This window comes from Streptomyces sp. NPDC033131 (genome assembly GCF_055578365.1).
The window spans coordinates 112,413-129,085 of the sequence record NZ_JBVIPA010000021.1 but is presented as its reverse complement, the minus strand read 5'-3'; the positions used below and the strand labels follow the sequence as shown (position 1 = coordinate 129,085).

Genomic DNA, 16,673 nt, shown 5'->3' with positions numbered 1-16,673 from the left:
GACGAGTGGGACAGTGGGGCGGCGGAGAGATCACCGGCCATCAGGTCCGGTCATTCGATCACCGAGTCGGTTCCAGAGCAGTCGGGACAGGTTCGAGTCGGGGCGGCAGCGCGGAGCGCGAAGCCCTCACCCGTGGCGCCCGCAGCACGCCACAGACCGTCATCGTCCGGTTTCGCAGCGTCGTTGGGCACCCGCTTCGGCAGCGGTCGTGCTCTGTTCGCTTCCGCGGCACCTGTCGGAATCGTCGGGCGGTGTGCCCTGGTGGAGGAGGGGTACTCGGGCGGTCCCGGAACGACTACCGCTGGAGGAGGCCCGAATGACCAGCAGCACGGAGACCGGCGGCGTGACCGGTACGCCGGACAAGGACTACAACCTGATCTGGTATGTAGAGGCGTGCCTGAACAACGCGCTGCGTCTGGAGAGCTACATCCAGGACGCGGAGCGCGAGAAGGACGCCGAGGTCGCCGACCTGTTCCGCAGGGCGCAGGCGGACAGCCGCAAGGGTGCCGAACTGGGCAAGGGGCTTCTGCGCGCCCGGCTCGACGGGAGCTGACGCCCTGACCGGGGCCCGGACGCCAAGGCAGACCGGCGTCCGGGCCTTCGGCATGTCGAGCCCGGCAGGTCGAGCCGTCGTCGAGTCGTTGAGCACCCAAGTTCCTTTGATACACAGGGTTTACACTGTGGCAGCCGACGTGCCCGGCGGGACTTGCTAACGTGTTACCCGCCGGTAGCAAGCTGCAGGAGTGATCACGGGGGTCGGTGGGCCGGCACGTTTCTCCCGCCTATCCGGACAGGTGAGACTCGTACATATGGCTCGTTCCCTGGTCGACCTGCTGACCACGCACGCCTCCGACCAGCCCGACCGGACCGCGTACCGCTTCCTCGTCACGGGCGACTGTGATGGGGAGATCCAGGACATCTCCTACGGGCGACTGGCCGGCCGGGCCCGGGCGATCGCCGCCTGGCTCCAGGAGCGCGGCCTGACCGGATCCCGGGCCATGCTGCTGTACCCGCCCGGCCTGGAGTTCATCAGCGGCTACCTGGGCTGCCTGTCGGCGGGGGTCGTCGCGGTACCGGGCGTGCCCCCGCAGGGCCGGGCGCACAACCACCGCGCGCTGACCCGCACGAAACGCCTGATAGCCGACGCGGACGCCAAGGTGATCCTCGGCGGCCGCGACGTGATCGCCGCCCTGGCCGGCATGGCGGAACACCTGCCCGAGCTGGCCGACCTCACCTGCGTGGCCACCGAGGACATCCCCGACGAGGCGGCCGCCTCCTGGCGCGAACCCGACCTCACCGCCGACTCGGTCGCCTTCCTCCAGTACACCTCCGGCTCCACCTCCGCACCCAAGGGCGTGGTCCTCACCCACGGCAACCTGCTCGACAACGAACGGGTCATCACCGAACGGATGGGCCACACCCCGGACACCATCGAGGCGTACGGCCGCGAACTGATCGTCAGCTGGCTGCCCGTGTACCACGACATGGGCCTCATCGGCCCGGTCCTCAACACGGTCTACCTCGGCCTCACCACCACCCTCTTCTCCCCGCTGCACTTCCTCCAGCGGCCCGACCGCTGGCTGAAGGCCGTCAGCCGCTACCGTCCGCACACCAGCGGCGGCCCCAACTTCGCCTACGAGCTGTGCCTGAAGCACGCCACTCCCGAACTCGTCGACGGGCTCGACCTGTCGTCGTGGAAGGTCGCCTTCAACGGCGCCGAACCGGTACGCCCGGCCACCCTGCGGCGGTTCACCGAGACCTTCGCCCCGGCCGGCTTCCGCAGCGAGGCCTTCTACCCCTGCTACGGGCTGGCCGAGTCCACCGTGATGGTCACCGGCGGCACGGTGGACACCCCGCCCACGCTCCTCGCCGCCGCGGACACGGGACCGCAAGCGGGTGAGGCGGACGCGGCTGCGGTCGGCTGCGGCCGGCCCGGCCCGGGCGTCACCCTCGTGATCGCCGACCCCGAACACCACAAGGAACTCCCCGAAGGGGAGGTCGGCGAGATCTGGGTCGCCGGCGCGAGCGTCGCCAAGGGCTACTGGCGCAACACCCTCGCCACCCGCGAGACCTTCCGCGCCACCCTCCCCGGCCGCGAAGGCCGCTTCCTGCGCACCGGCGACCTCGGACACCTGCGCGACGGCGAACTCTTCGTCACCGGCCGCCTCAAGGACCTCATCGTCATCGACGGCCGCAACCACTACCCGCAGGACCTCGAACTGTCCGCCGAGATGGTCCACCCCGCCCTGCGCCCCGGCTGCACCGCCGCGTTCTCCGTCGACGCCGGAGTGGACGGAGAACAGGTCGTCCTCGTGGCCGAGGCCGCCCCGGAGGCCGCGGGCGAGGCCGGGAAGATCACGGAGCTGATCCGCAGCGCCGTCGGCGAGGCGCACGGCGTGTCCGTGCGCGACGTCGTCCTGGTCCACCCCGGCACGATCCCCAAGACGTCCAGCGGCAAGATCCAGCGCCGCGCCTCCCGGGCTGCCCACCTGGGCGGCACCCTCGCCGTCGTCACCGCGCCCGCCACCCGCTGACACCGCCCGCCGTCGGCGCGACCGTCCGCACCGACGGCGGCCACGCGGCCGTACCGACACCGGCCGCGCGTTCCGTCGTACGGCCGCCATCCCGGCCGTACCGCCCCCGCTCGTACGGGAAACAGCCCCACCCGACTTCACGAGGACACCTGACCAGATGCCTGCGAACGAGTCCCCGAAGCAGTCCGTCACCACACCCGAGGGCGTACGGGCCTGGCTGGTGTCCGCCGTGGCCGAGGCGTCCGGGCTGGACCCGCTGACCGTCGACCCGCACCGGCCGATCGCCGAATTCGGCCTGGGCTCACGCCAGTTGGTGACCCTGGCCGCGGAACTCTCGGAACGGACGGGCCGGCCCCTCAACCCGTCCCTCGTCTTCGACCACCCGACGGTCGCGGCACTCGCCGACGCCGTGTCCGGCGACGCTCCGGCCCCTGGCCCTGCCCATGTCCCCGCGGTTGCGGCCGCGGGTCCCGTGCGCGGGGACGACGACATCGCGATCATCTCCATGGCCTGCCGCTTCCCGGGTGGCGCCGACGACCCCGAGGCACTGTGGCGGCTGCTGTCCGCCGGTGCGGACGCCGTCACCGAGGTACCGCCGGGCCGCTGGAACACGCAGGGCCTGCACGACGCCGACCCGGAGACCACCGGCACGGCCTACTCCCTGCACGGCGGCTACCTCGACGGCATCGACCGCTTCGACGCGGCCTTCTTCGGTATCTCGCCGCGCGAGGCCGACGCCATGGACCCCCAACAGCGGCTCCTGTTGCAGACCGCCTGGGAGACCATCGAGCGCGCCGGCATCGTCCCCGAGACGCTGAACGGCAGCTCCACGGGTGTCTACGTCGGCCTGTACGACAGCGGCTACCTGACCTCGGCCCCACTGGGCAGACTCGACGGACACGTCGGCACCGGCTCGGCCGGCAGTGTGGCCTCCGGTCGCATCGCCTACACCCTCGGCCTCCAGGGCCCGGCGGTCACCGTCGACACCGCCTGCTCCTCCTCCCTCGTCGCCCTGCACCTGGCGGCGCGGGCGCTCGCGGGCGGTGAGTGCGACCTGGCGCTGGCCGGCGGCGCGAGCCTGCTGGTGACGCCGCGCGGCCACGTCGAGTTCAGCCGGCTGCGCGGGCTGTCGCCGTCCGGGCGGTGCAGTCCGTTCGGGACCGGCGCGGACGGCGTGGTGTGGGCCGAGGGCTGCGGCCTGGTCCTGCTCAAGCGGCTGGCGGACGCCCGCCGGGACGGGGACCGGGTCCTCGCGGTCGTCAAGGGCTCGGCGATCAACCAGGACGGCCGCAGCCAGGGCCTGAGCGCCCCCAACGGACCCGCCCAGGAAAGGGTGGTGCGCGCCGCGCTGGACGCGGCCGGTCTCCGGCCCGACGACGTGGACTACGTCGAGACCCACGGCACCGGGACCCCGCTCGGCGACCCCATCGAAGGCCGGGCTCTGGCCGCCGTGTTCGGACCGGGCCGCCCCGCCGACCGCCCGCTCGGCATCGGCTCCCTCAAGTCCAACATCGGTCACACCCAGGCCGCCGCGGGCATCGGCGGCGTCATCAAAACCGTGCTGTCCCTCGGCCATGGACAGCTCCCCGCCTCCCTGCACGCCGACACCCCGACCGAGCACGTCGACTGGACGACCGCCGGCCTGACCGTCCTCACCGGCACCCGCCCCTGGCCCCGCGACGAGGAACGAACACGACGCGCCGGCGTCAGCGCGTTCGGAATCAGCGGCACGAACGCACACGTGGTCCTGGAGGAGACACCGCGGGACCTGGCGGGGCGGGGCCCGGTCCCCTCACGTGACGGTGTGCTGCCGGAGTTGGCTGGACCGGACGAGGAGACGGAGCAGGACCAGGACCAGGGGCGACCGGGCCCGGCGACTTCGCCGGGGCTGGCCCGCCCAGGTGGGGAGCCGGAGCAGGACGCGGACCACCCGGGCGACGGTGCACCGCGAAGACAGGGCCGGCCGGGTGAGGGAACACCGCAGAACCCCGAGCTGCCCGACAAGGGTCCGCAGGACCAGGCAGACACGACCGGTGCGAACCACCCCGCGCCGAGCCTCTTCCCGCTGTCCGCGCGTACCCTGCCCGCCCTTCAGCGGCAGGCCGACCGTCTCCACGCGGCCCTCGCCGCGGAGCCGTACGTGGCACTGCCGTCGGTGGCCGCCGCGTTGGCCCACCACCGCACGCACTTCGAGCAGCGGGTCGTCGTCCGGGCGGGCGGTCGGGACGCGCTGCTGGCCGCTCTGCGCCGGCTGGCCGAGGGGCGGCCGGACCCGGAGTGGGTCGTCGGCCCGGAACGGGCCGGGCCGCACGGCAAAGTGGCGTTCGTCTTCCCCGGCCAGGGTTCCCAGTGGACCGGAATGGCCCGTGACCTTCTCGACAGCGACCCGGTGTTCGCCGACGAACTCGACCGCTGCGACGCCGCCCTGCGCCCCTTCACCACCTGGTCGGTCGCGGCCGTCCTGCGGGGCGACACGAACGCCCCGTCCGCGGACCGTGTCGACGTGGTCCAGCCGGTCCTGTTCGCGGTGATGGTGTCCCTCGCCGCCGTGTGGCGGGCCCGCGGCGTACGTCCCGACGCCGTGATCGGACACAGCCAGGGCGAGGTCGCCGCCGCCTGCGTCGCCGGGGCGCTCAGCCTCAACGACGCCGCGGCCGTGGTCGCCCTGCGGAGCCAGGCCCTGACCGAACTGTCCGGCACCGGCACCATGGCCGTCGTCGCCCTGCCGCACACCGAGGTGAGCGCCCGTCTCGCCGAGCACGACGGCCGGATCTCCGTCGCCGCCCTCAACAGCGGCCGCTCGACCGTGATCGCCGGTGACGTGGACTCCGTGGAGACCCTGCTCGCCGACCTCGACCGGCAGCAGGTGTTCGCCCGCCGCCTCGACGTCGACTACGCCTCCCACACCGACCGGGTCGAACCGGTCCGCACGGCGATCCTCGACGAACTCGACGGCGTCACCACCTGCCCGACGTCCGTCGCCTGGTACTCCACGGTCACCGGCGAACCGGTCACCGAGGAACTCGAAGCCGACTACTGGTACACCAACCTGCGCGAGCCCGTCCGCTTCGCCCCCACCGTCGCGCGCATGGCCGCCGACGGCTACCGCCACTTCGTCGAACTCAGCCCCCATCCCGCCCTGTTGACCGCCCTGCGCACCATCGGCGAGGACACGGACCACGACCTCGTGGCGATCGGCTCGCTGCGCCGCGACGAGAGCGGCCCCGCCTGCCTCGACCGGGCGGCCGCCGAACTCCACGTCCAGGGACGGCACCTCGACTGGCGCCGCCTGGTTCCGGACACCGACCCGGCGGACCTGCCCACGTACGCCTGGGACCAGCAGCGCCACTGGATCGAGCCCGCGACCGCCACCGCAGGCCCCGGATTCCTCGACCGCGCCGCCCACCCGCTGCTCGGCATCCAGCTCCAGTCCCCGGACGAGACCCGCTGGACGTTCCGCGACGAGTGGTCGACGGCGACCGCGGACTGGCTGCCGGACCACACCGTCTTCGGCCGCACCGTGGTGTCGGGTACCACCCTGATGGAACTGTGCCGTGCCGCGCTCGCCGTGGCCCGCCCGGGAGACGTCACCGACCTGCTCCTCCTCGCGCCCCTCACCCTGCCCGCCTCCGGCACGGTCGAGGTGTCCGTCGAGGTGACCACCGCCGGTCCGGTACCGGAGATCACCGTGCACAGCCGCCCCCGCGGCGACGAGTCCGCAGGCTGGACGCTGCACGCGACGGCGTCGGCCGCCGAGCCGGCCTCCGCGGCGGAGGGGCAGCCGCCGGTGTGGCCGGAGGCCGCCGAGGAGGCCTGGAGCGAGCAGACGTACGCCCGCCTGGCCGGCCTCGGTCTCGGCTACGGCCCCGCCTTCCGGGGCGTACGGCAGGCCCTCACCACCGGTGACGGCGAACTTCTGGCCCGCCTGTCCCTGCCCCCGGCGGCCCGTGACGCCGGCGACCCGTATCCGGTCCACCCGGCACTCCTGGACGCCGCGCTGCACGTCGCCGCCGCGTTCGACGCCGCCGAGGACCGGGTGCTGCTCCCGATCGCGGTGGGCCGCTGCGTCCTGCCGCCCGGCGGCGCCACCGAACTGACCGCGTCCGTACGGCGCACCGGCGGTTCGGGGACCGACCTGGCCCTGGACGTGACGCTGTGGGACACCGACGGTTTCCTCGCCGGCCGTCTGGAGTCCGTACGGCTGCGTGCGGTGAGCCCCGCGGACCTGCGCGGCGGTCCGCAGAGCGGGCGGCACTTGTACGAGGTGGCGTGGCAGCCCGTCGTCCCGCGGCCGGCCGAGGCGCCCGGCACCTCGTGGAGCGTCGTCGGCGACCGGCACGATCCGTGGGTCGCCGATGCCCTGAGCGCTCTCGACGCGGCGGGGATAGAGCAGTGCGGGACGGGCGCCGACGTTCTCGTACGGCTGTGGCCGCAACCGGCGCCGGACGACGAAACGGCCGCTGCGGCACAGGAGTTGGCGGCCACGGCCCTCGCCGAACTGCAGGCACTGATCGCCCTGCCGGCCGAGGAGGCACCCGCCGGGATCCTGTGGGTGACCCGGGGCGCGGTCGCGGCCGGCGACGACGACACCGTGCCCGGCCTCGCCCAGTCGGTGCTCTGGGGCCTGGCCCGCGGCGCCCGCACCGAGCACCCCGACCTCGGACTGACCCTGCTGGACCTCGACGACCTCGACCCCGCCGCCGCGCTGACCGCGGCCGTCACGCAGGCCGGCGAGCCCGAACTCGCCGCCCGTGACGGGGCGTTGCTCGCGCCCCGGCTGGTGCGCGCCCGCCCGGTCGAAGCGGCGGGCATCCCGGCCGGGGTGCCCACCGACGGCACCGTACTGGTCACCGGCGGCCTGGGCGCCGTAGGGCGCCACATCGCCCGCCTGCTCGCCGAACGCGGCGTCCCGCGGCTGCTGCTCACGTCCCGCCGGGGCGCCCAGGATCCCCGCACCGCCGACGTCACCGCCGAACTGACCGCGCTCGGCGCCCAGGTCGAGGTGGCGGCCTGCGACATCGCGGACGCGGAAGCGGTGGCCGCGCTGCTCACCCACGTCGGAGACGAGTCGCCCCTGCGCGGTGTCGTGCACTGCGCCGGCGTCCTGGCCGACGGGATCGTCGCCGAACTGACCCCCGACCGCCTCGCCCAGGTCATGCGCCCCAAGGTCGACGGCGCCGCCCACCTGCACCGCCTCACCGCCGGCCTGCCGCTCGGCCTCTTCCTGCTGGTGTCCTCGGCCGCCGGTGTCCTCGGCAACGCGGGCCAGGCCAACTACGCGGCCGCCAACGTCTTCCTCGACCAACTGGCCCACCACCGCAGGGCCCTGGGCCTGCCCGGCGTCTCGGTCTCGTTCGGCGCCTGGGCGGGCCAGGGCCTGGCCGCCGCCCACGCCGACCTCGACCGGATGGCCCGCCTGGGCCTGCGCGCCCTCACCGCCGACCAGGGCCGCGACCTCGTCGACCTCGCCCTGGACCGGAACAGCCCGCATCTGGTCGCCTGGGCCCTGGACCTGCCGCGCCTGCGGGACAACGCGGCCATCGCGGCCATCGCGGACGGACCCGGCTCCGCCCTCTGGCGCTCGCTGCTGCCCGCGCCCCGCACGCGCGGCGACGCCGGACAGGGCCTCGCGGACCGCCTCGCCCGACTGCCCGAGGCCGAACGCGCCGCCCGCGTCCTCGCCCTGATCCGCGAGGAGGCCTCGCTCGCGCTCGGCCTGCGCTCGGCGGAGGGTGTGCGCCCCGACCAGCCGCTGCGCGAACTGGGCATGGACTCGGTGACGGCGGTCGAGCTGCGCGGTCGCATCAACACCCGTCTGGGCACCCGGCTCCCCGCCACCCTGCTCTTCGATCACCCCACTCCGGCCCGGCTCGCCGACCACCTCCTGACCACCGCACTGGCACCGACCCGCCGCGCCGCCCCCGCCAGGGCGACCGCCCGCCCCACGACACCTGCGGACGGCGAAGCCGTCGCCCTGGTCGCCATGGCCTGCCGTCTGCCCGGCGGTGTCAGCGACCCCGAGGGCCTGTGGGACCTCGTCACCCGGGGCGGTGACGCCGTCGGCCCGTTCCCGGCCGGGCGCTGGGACGTGGAGTCGCTGTACGACCCCGACCCGGAGGCGAGGGGCAAGTCGTACGCCCGCGAAGGCGGGTTCCTCGACGACATCGAGTCCTTCGACGCGGGCTTCTTCGGCATCACCCCGAAGGAGGCCGCCGCCATGGACCCCCAGCAGCGACTCCTGCTGGAGACGACGTGGGAGGCGCTGGAACGCGCCGGAATCGTGCCCGCCCGCCTCGCGGGCAGCAGCACCGGTGTGTACGTCGGCATGTTCGGCAGCGACTACCTGTCCGGCTCCCGGCTCGACCAGCTCGACGGATACGTCGGCACCGGCACCGCCCTCAGCGTCGCCTCGGGCCGGCTCGCCTACACCCTCGGCCTGAACGGGCCCGCGCTGACCGTCGACACCGCCTGCTCGTCGTCCCTGGTGGCGGTCCACCTGGCTGCCCAGGCGCTGCGCGCGGGCGAGTGCGACCTCGCGCTCGCCGGCGGAGTGACGCTGATGGTGACACCGCAGACCTTCGTCGAGTTCAGCCGGCTGCGCGGCCTGTCCCCGACCGGCCGCTGCCGTTCCTTCTCCGACGCGGCCGACGGCGCCGTCTGGGCCGAGGGCGCGGGGATGGTCGTACTCAAGCGGCTCGGTGACGCCCGCCGGGACGGCGACGAGGTGCTGGCCGTGCTGCGCGGCACCGCCGTCAACCAGGACGGCCGCAGCCAGGGCCTGTCCGCGCCCAACGGTCCCGCGCAGGAGCAGGTGATCCGACGGGCCCTGGAGCTGTCCGCGCTGGAGCCGGCCGACATCGACTACGTCGAGGCCCACGGCACCGGCACCACCCTCGGCGACCCGATCGAGGCGAACGCCCTGGCCGGGGTCTTCGGCGACGACCGCCCTGAGGACCGCCCCCTGTACCTGGGCTCGCTGAAGTCCAACATCGGTCACGCGCAGGCCGCTTCGGGCGTCGCCGGGCTCATCAAGGTGGTGCAGTCGCTCCGGCACGGGACACTGCCGCGCACCTTGCACGCCGGCACGCCCAGCCGTCACGTGGACTGGGACGACAGCGGGCTGCGTCTCCTCCAGGAGCCGATGCCGTGGCCGTCGTCGGCCGAGCGGCCCCGGCGAGCCGGGATCAGCTCCTTCGGGATCAGCGGAACCAACGCACACGTGATCGTGGAGGAGGCCCCCGGCCCCGAGGTGCGGTCCGCCGCGGCGCAACCCAGCCCCGGCAAGCGATTGTTCGTGCTGTCCGGGCGGGACGACACCGCCGTACGGCAGCAGGCCGCCCGCCTGGCCGGGCACCTCGCCGAGGACGCCGACCTGCCCGGCGTCGCCCACACCCTGGCCCGGCACCGCAGCCACTTCGGGCGGCGCGCGGCACTCGTCGCGGGCGACCGGACCCAACTGCTCGCCGGACTCGACGCGTTGGCGGACGGACGGACGCCGATCGCGCCGTCCCACGAGGACCCACAGACGGGCAAGGTCGCCTTCGTCTTCTCGGGGCACGGCGGTCAATGGCCCGGCATGGGCGGGCAGTTGCTCGCCGAGTCGAAGGTGTTCCGCGACGAGCTGACCCGGATCGACGAGGCGGTGGCCCGGCAGGCCGGCTGGTCCGTGCTCGATGTCCTGCGCGACACCGCGGACACGACCCGCCTCGACCGGACCGACGTCCTCCAGCCGGTGCTGTTCGCCGTCAACGCGGCACTGGCCGCCGCCTGGCGCTCCGTCGGCGTCACCCCGGACGCGGTGATCGGGCACAGCCTCGGCGAGATCGCCGCCGCGTACAGCGCGGGCGCGCTCACGTTGGACGACGCCGTGACCGTGGTGACCGGGCGCGCTCAGGCCGTCGTACCCCTGGCCGGCCGGGGCGGCATGCTGGCCCTGGAACTGCCCCGCCCGCAGGTGGAGGAACTGCTCACGCCCCACGCGGGCCGGCTGTTCGTCGCCGCCGTCAACAGCGCCCACTCCACGGCCGTCTCCGGCGACGCCGAAGCGCTGGCCGACCTGGCCCGGCACCTGGAGGAGCGGCGCATCCCCGCCCGCAGGCTGTCGACCGCGTTCGCCTCGCACACCCCCTTGATGAACCCGCTGCGCGAGGAACTGCTCGACCGTTTCGCCACCGTCGGCGGAACCTCGACGCCGACCCCGCTGTACTCGACGGTCCTGGCCGAGCCGGTGCCGGGGGAACGGCTGGACGCCGGGTACTGGTTCGCGAACCTCAGCGAGCCGGTCCGCTTCGCGGACACCGTGCGGCGGATGCTGGCCGACGGCCACCGCTGCTTCGTCGAGCTGAGCCCGCATCCCTCCCTCGGCGCGGCGATCGAGGCGGTCGCGGCCGAGGCCGGCGTCGACGCGGTCGGCGTCGCCTCACTGCGCCGCGGCGACGGGGGACAGGACGCCCTCCTGCGCGGGCTGGGCGAGCTGTACACCGCCGGGCACGCTCCCGACTGGTCGGCGCTGTTCCCGACCGGGCACCGGGTCGACCTGCCGACGTACGCCTTCACCCGCGAACGCCACTGGCTCGCACCCGCCCCGACGGCCGGCGGCTCACCGCTGACCGGCACCCACGTCGAGAGCAGCGACGAACCCGGCCGGCACCTCTTCCAGGCCGACGTCGACCTGCGCGACCCCCGCTTCGCCTACCTGGCCGACCACCGCGTCACCGGCGAGGTCTGGCTCCCCGGCGCGGCCTTCCTCGACATGGCGCTGGAAGCCGCCACGGCCGTACAGGGCGGCAGCGGGGTCCGGCTGGCGGACGTCGGGTTCGTGCAGCCGCTGCGTCTTGACGCGGAGACGCCCGTACGGCTGCAACTCGTGCTGCACCCGGCCGCGGACGGCTTCCGGGACTTCACCATCGCCTCGGCGGCCACGGACACATCGTGGGAGAGGCACGTCGCCGGGCGGGTGGCGGTCACCGCACCCGCCGAGGAAGTGGGCGAGGATCTTGCCGCGTGGCGCGAGCGGTGCGACGAACTCGCCGACCTCCCGGCCGTATACGCCGGTCTCACCGCCCTCGGCATCGACTACGGACCCGCCTTCCGGGGCCTGGAGGAGGGCCGCCGAACGTCCGGCGCGGCACTTGGCAGGCTCACCCGCAGGCCCGCCGACGGCCACCTGCTGCACCCCGCCGTCCTCGACGCCGCCTTCCACACCGCCGCCCTGCCCGGCGCCGCACCCCAGGGGCGGGCGTTCGTCCCCGCCGGAGTCGGCCGTCTCCGCTTCACCGGCCGCGGAACCGCACCCGCCTGGGCGGCCTGCACACTGCGTGCCCTGGACGGCGACACAGCCACCCTCGACCTGCGCCTGTACGACGAGGACGAACAACTCCTCCTGGCGGCGGAGGAGTTCACGCTGGCCGCCCTCTCGCCCCTGGACGGCGCACTGTTCGAGACTCGCTGGCAGCCCCGCCCGGCCCCCAAGGAGCCGCAGACACAAGGCGGTTGGCTGATCCTGGCGGACGAGACCGGTGTGGCCGACGCGCTCGCCGAGCGCCTGCACTCCGCCGCCGTGCCGCATGTGATCGCCCGCAGAGGATTGGCGTACGGCACCAAGGGCCCGGGCCGCTATGTCATCGACCCGGCCGATCCACGGCACCTGACCCGACTCCTCGACGAGGCCTTCACGGACGCGCCGCCCGAGCGCGTGGTCCAGCTGTCTGCGCTCGACGCCCCGCCGGTCACGGACGCCGGCACGGCCGAGGAGGCGGCCCGGCTCTGCTGCCTCGACACCCTCAACCTGGTACGGACGTTCACCGACCGCGCCCAGGGCCGGGCACCCCGCCTCTTCGTCGTCGTCCGAGGCAGCCAGGCCGCCGGTGACAGCACGCGGGTCGCCCACCCCGAGCAGGCGCTCGCGTGGGGCTTCGGCCTCGCCGTGGCCCAGGAGCATCCGGAGCTGGCGGCCACACTGATCGACCTGCCGCCCACGGACGGCGTCGACGCGCTGTGGACACAGCTGCGGCACGCCGACGACGAACGCCTCGTGGCCCTGCGCGGCGAGGGCCGCCTGGTCCCGCGCCTGACCCGCACCCGCCCCGACGACGCGGGACACGGCGCGATCACCCCGGACGGCGTGTATCTGATCACCGGTGGCCTGGGCGGCCTCGGCCGGGTCGTCGCCGAACGACTCGCGGGCAGGGGCGCCCGGCGGCTGGCCCTGCTGAGCCGCGGTCTGCCCACCGAGGAGGCCGCGAGCTGGATCGGGGAACTGGAGGGGCGCGGGGTCACCGTGCACCTCGCCCGCGCCGACGTCGCCGACCGCGACAGCCTGGCCGCCGCCCTGGACGCCGTACGACGCGCCGCCGGCCCCATCGCCGGGATCGTCCACGCTGCCGGTGTGCTCGACGACGCCACCGTAGCCAACCTGACCGACGACAGCGTCCTGCGCGTCCTCGCCCCCAAGGTTCTCGGCACCGCCCTGCTCACCGAACTGGTCCCGGAGGCCGAGAGCCTCGTCCTGTTCGCCTCGGCCGCCGGTCTCCTCGGCTCGGCAGGGCAGAGCTCCTACTCGGCGGCCAACGCCTTCCTCGACGCCTGGGCCCACCACCTCTCCCGCACCGGCCGCCGGGCACTGAGCCTGGACTGGGGCGCCTGGGCGGGCGTCGGCATGGTCGCCGCGTCCGGCACCCGGACCGCCGAGACCGGCCGGTCGGGCCTGGTCGCCTTCTCCCCGCAGGAGGGCGGCGAGCTGTTCGACCGCGTGCTCGCCACCGGGCGCCGCCAGCTCGCCCCCCTCGCCCTGGACCGGGACCTGCTGGCCCTGGACCCGGACGCGGCACGCACCCGCCCGATGCTCGCCGACCTGGTCGGCGCACCGGCACCCACGGCCGACTCCGACCACCTCGTGCGGAGCGTGTTCGCGGCGAGGACGGCCCAGGAACGCGCCGAGCGGCTCGAAGCGTACGTACGGGCCCGGGTCGGCCAGGTCGCCGGGGGAGCCGCGGACGTGTCCGCCACCACGGCCCTGAAGGAACTGGGCCTGGACTCCCTCATGCTCGTCCGCCTGCGCAACGCCTTCGCCCGCGAACTCGGCGCCGAACTCCCGGCCGCCGCCGTGTTCTCGGCCACCGACATCCGCGGCCTGTCCCACGCCCTGGCCGGCGCGCTGCCCGACGGCGACCGCGAGGAGCACCGGGTCGAGAGCGTCGCCGAGATACCCGAGAGCGCACTTCTTCCCGCCACCCGTGACGTCGTACGACTCCTGCGCAGCGCCCGGCCCGGCATGCCGGACGCGGCACACGCGGTCGGGCTCGCGGTACGGCTCACCACGCCGACCCGACGAGAGGCCCTGACCGGCATCCTCGACCGGCTCACCGCACGGCACGCGGCACTGCGTACCGCGATCGTCACGGGCGCGGAAGGCGGGCGACAGCTGCTGGTCGAGCGCGAGTTGGAGCGGCCCGTGCTGCGCTGGACGACCGTCACCGACGGGCCGCTGGACGCCGCCGACCGGCTGCGGCGCCTGCTGGAGCCGCCGTTCGACCTGACGACCCCGCCGCTGTGGAGGTTCGAGCTGCTCGATGCCGGTGTGCTGGGCCAGACCCTGGTGTTCGGCGCGCACCACGCCGTGAGCGATCTCCAGTCGCTGCTGCTGGTGGCCGGGGAGATCGACGCCGAGCTGTCCGGCACCGAGCTGTCCGGCACCGTCACCAACCGCGACGTCGACCTGCTGATCGAGGCCCAGCGGACCGGCGGGTCCGGCGCCGGCACGGCCGAGTGGCGCGAGGCGTTCCAGGGCAGTGCCCGGCTCGACCTGACGCTCGCCCATCCCCGCCCGCGGACGCGGTCGTACCGCGCCGGCAGCGTGACCGTACCGATTCCCGACGGACTCATGGCACGCGTGTCGGCGACCGCGAGCCGCCTCGCCGTCACGCCCGCCGCGTTCTGCCTGGGCACCTTGACCGTCCTGCTGGCCAGGCTGAGGGAGCGGGAACGTTTCGTCCTCGCTGTGCCCGTGGACACCCGCATCCACGCCGACGCCTTCGGCGCGGTGGGCTTCTACGGCGTCCCGGTACCGTTCCCGGCCGAGGCCCGGGCGGACGAACGGATCGAGGACGTACTGCGCCGCACCGACGGCCGCCTCGAGAAGATCCTCGCGAAGGGCGCGATGTTCTCGGACGTCCTGGCGACGCTGGCGAAGCAGGGGCTGCACCGGCCCGACGCGCCGCTGGTGGAGGTGTACTTCAACTACGTGCGCTCCGCCGCGGGCCGACTCGACCACCTGGAGGTCCTGCCGGCCGGGACCGGCTACTCCGACCTCGACCTGATGATCACCATGACCCCGGACGCCGGCCGCATCCGGCTCGACCACAACCTCGACATCCTGGACGCGGCGAGCGCGGGCGGGCTGGGGGAGGAGCTGGTGCGGCTGCTGGAGGAGACGGCCGACGAGCCGACGGCACGGGTGCGTACGACGCCTGTGCCCGCTCCCGTCAACGGCAACCTCGCCCTCGCCGCCACCTTCGCCCTCGGCAACCTGCCGCTGCTGTACGAGGCGGCGGTCGACGAGGACGACAAGGGCACGCAGGACCGCGGACCGACGGTCGCCGAAGCCCCGTACCACCAGGTCCTCGCCGGCCTCCAGGACCCGGCCGGCGTGTTCGCCGACCCCGCCACCGAGGTGGGCGCGGTGCTGCTGCGGGCGGTGGACTTCGAGCGGTTCGGGCCAGCCGGCGACGGGCTGCTCGCCGAGCTCCGCACCGCCTACCCGGCCGCACTGCGGGCCCTGACGGAACGCACCCGCAAGCCACTGATCGTGGGCTTCCTGCCGTCCGCGCGCACCGCGGACCGCTTCACCCGCTGGGAACGCGAAGTCGCCGCCGAACTCGCCGAGTCGCCCGGCATCGCGGTGCTCGGTCCCGACGACTGGACCAGGTACCACGAGGTCGACGAACGCTTCGACGAGCGGACCGAGCGGCTGGCCCACCTGCCGTTCACCCCGCGCTTCCAGGCGGCGGTGGCCCTGCGGCTCGCCGACGTCGTACGAGCGGTCCGCCGCCCCGCGCCCAAGGTGATCGCCGTCGACGGCGACGAGACGCTGTGGGGCGGCGTGGCCGGGGAGACCGGCCCCGAAGCGGTCGACCTGACCGGTCCGCGCGCCCTGCTGGCACGCAGGCTGCTGCGGTGGCGGGAGGCGGGCGCACTGTTGGCACTGGTCAGCAACAACGACGAGGACACCGTCCGGGCCGTCCTGGACCGCCCCGACAGCCTGCTGAAGGCCGAGCACTTCAGCGTGCTCTCCGCCACCTGGGGCCCCAAGCCGGCCCGCCTGGCGGACGCGGCGAGCACCCTGGGCCTCGGCCTCGACAGCTTCCTGTTCCTCGACGACAACCCCGTGGAGATCGCCGCGGTGCGCTCCGCGCTGCCGCAGGTGCTGTCGGTCACCTGCCCGCCGGCCGACCGACTGACGGACTTCCTCGGCCGGCTGTGGCCGCTGGTCCCCGCGGCGACGACCGCCGAGGACACCCTGCGTGCCCGGTTCTACGCACAGGAACGGGAGCGGGACGCCGTACGCGAACACGCCGGTTTCGAGGAGTTCCTTTCCCAACTGGAGCTGGCCGTCGACGTCCGGGCCCTGTCCGAGGCGGACGTCCAGCGGGCCGAACAACTCGTGTGCCGCACCAACCAGTTCACCCTCCGCGCCCGCTCGGCCGACGGAGGCGACCTCGCCCGGTGGCGGGAGCAGGGCGAGGTCTGGACCGCCGCCGCGCGCGACCGGTTCGGCGACTACGGTCAGATCGGCCTCCTCGCGCTGCGGGCCGACGGCGACCGACTCGACGTCCTGGCCTGGCTGATGAGCTGCCGGGCCCTCGGCCGGGGCGTGGAGGAACGCCTGCTGCAGTGGCTGGCCGACCGCGCCGAACAGGTGGGCTGCGCGAAGATCCGGCTGACGACCGAGCGGACTCCGCGCAACGTACCGGCCCGGCGTCTGGTGGCCGCGCTCGGCGGCGGCGACCAGGACGACGAGCGACTGGAGACCGTGGTCACGCCGGAACAGCTCCGCGGGTTCCGGTCGTGGCGCCGGCGGTGATCGGGCCGGCAGCAGTGGCAGCAGTGGCAGCAGTGGCAGCAGTGGCAGCAGTGGCAGTC

The 16,673-nt window shown here is 74.3% G+C and carries 3 protein-coding genes; all 3 read left to right on the top strand.

Annotation, left to right across the window (positions count from 1 at the left end; translation table 11 throughout):
• Positions 1–316: 316 nt before the first annotated feature.
• The 3 genes from ACZ5XS_RS25740 to ACZ5XS_RS25730 all read left to right on the top strand — a co-directional run bounded on the left by ACZ5XS_RS25740 (position 317) and on the right by ACZ5XS_RS25730 (position 16,614).
• Positions 317–553, top strand: a complete 237-nt coding sequence (locus ACZ5XS_RS25740; RefSeq protein ID WP_468655045.1) for a hypothetical protein — start codon at positions 317–319, stop codon at positions 551–553.
• 256 nt (positions 554–809) lie between these two features.
• Positions 810–2,534, top strand: coding sequence for a fatty acyl-AMP ligase (locus ACZ5XS_RS25735; protein ID WP_468655043.1), 1,725 nt, complete (start codon positions 810–812; stop codon positions 2,532–2,534).
• A gap of 157 nt (positions 2,535–2,691) precedes the next feature.
• A complete protein-coding gene (locus ACZ5XS_RS25730; RefSeq protein WP_468655041.1) occupies positions 2,692–16,614 on the top strand; it encodes an SDR family NAD(P)-dependent oxidoreductase in 13,923 nt (4,640 codons plus the stop codon).
• Positions 16,615–16,673 lie beyond the last annotated feature (59 nt).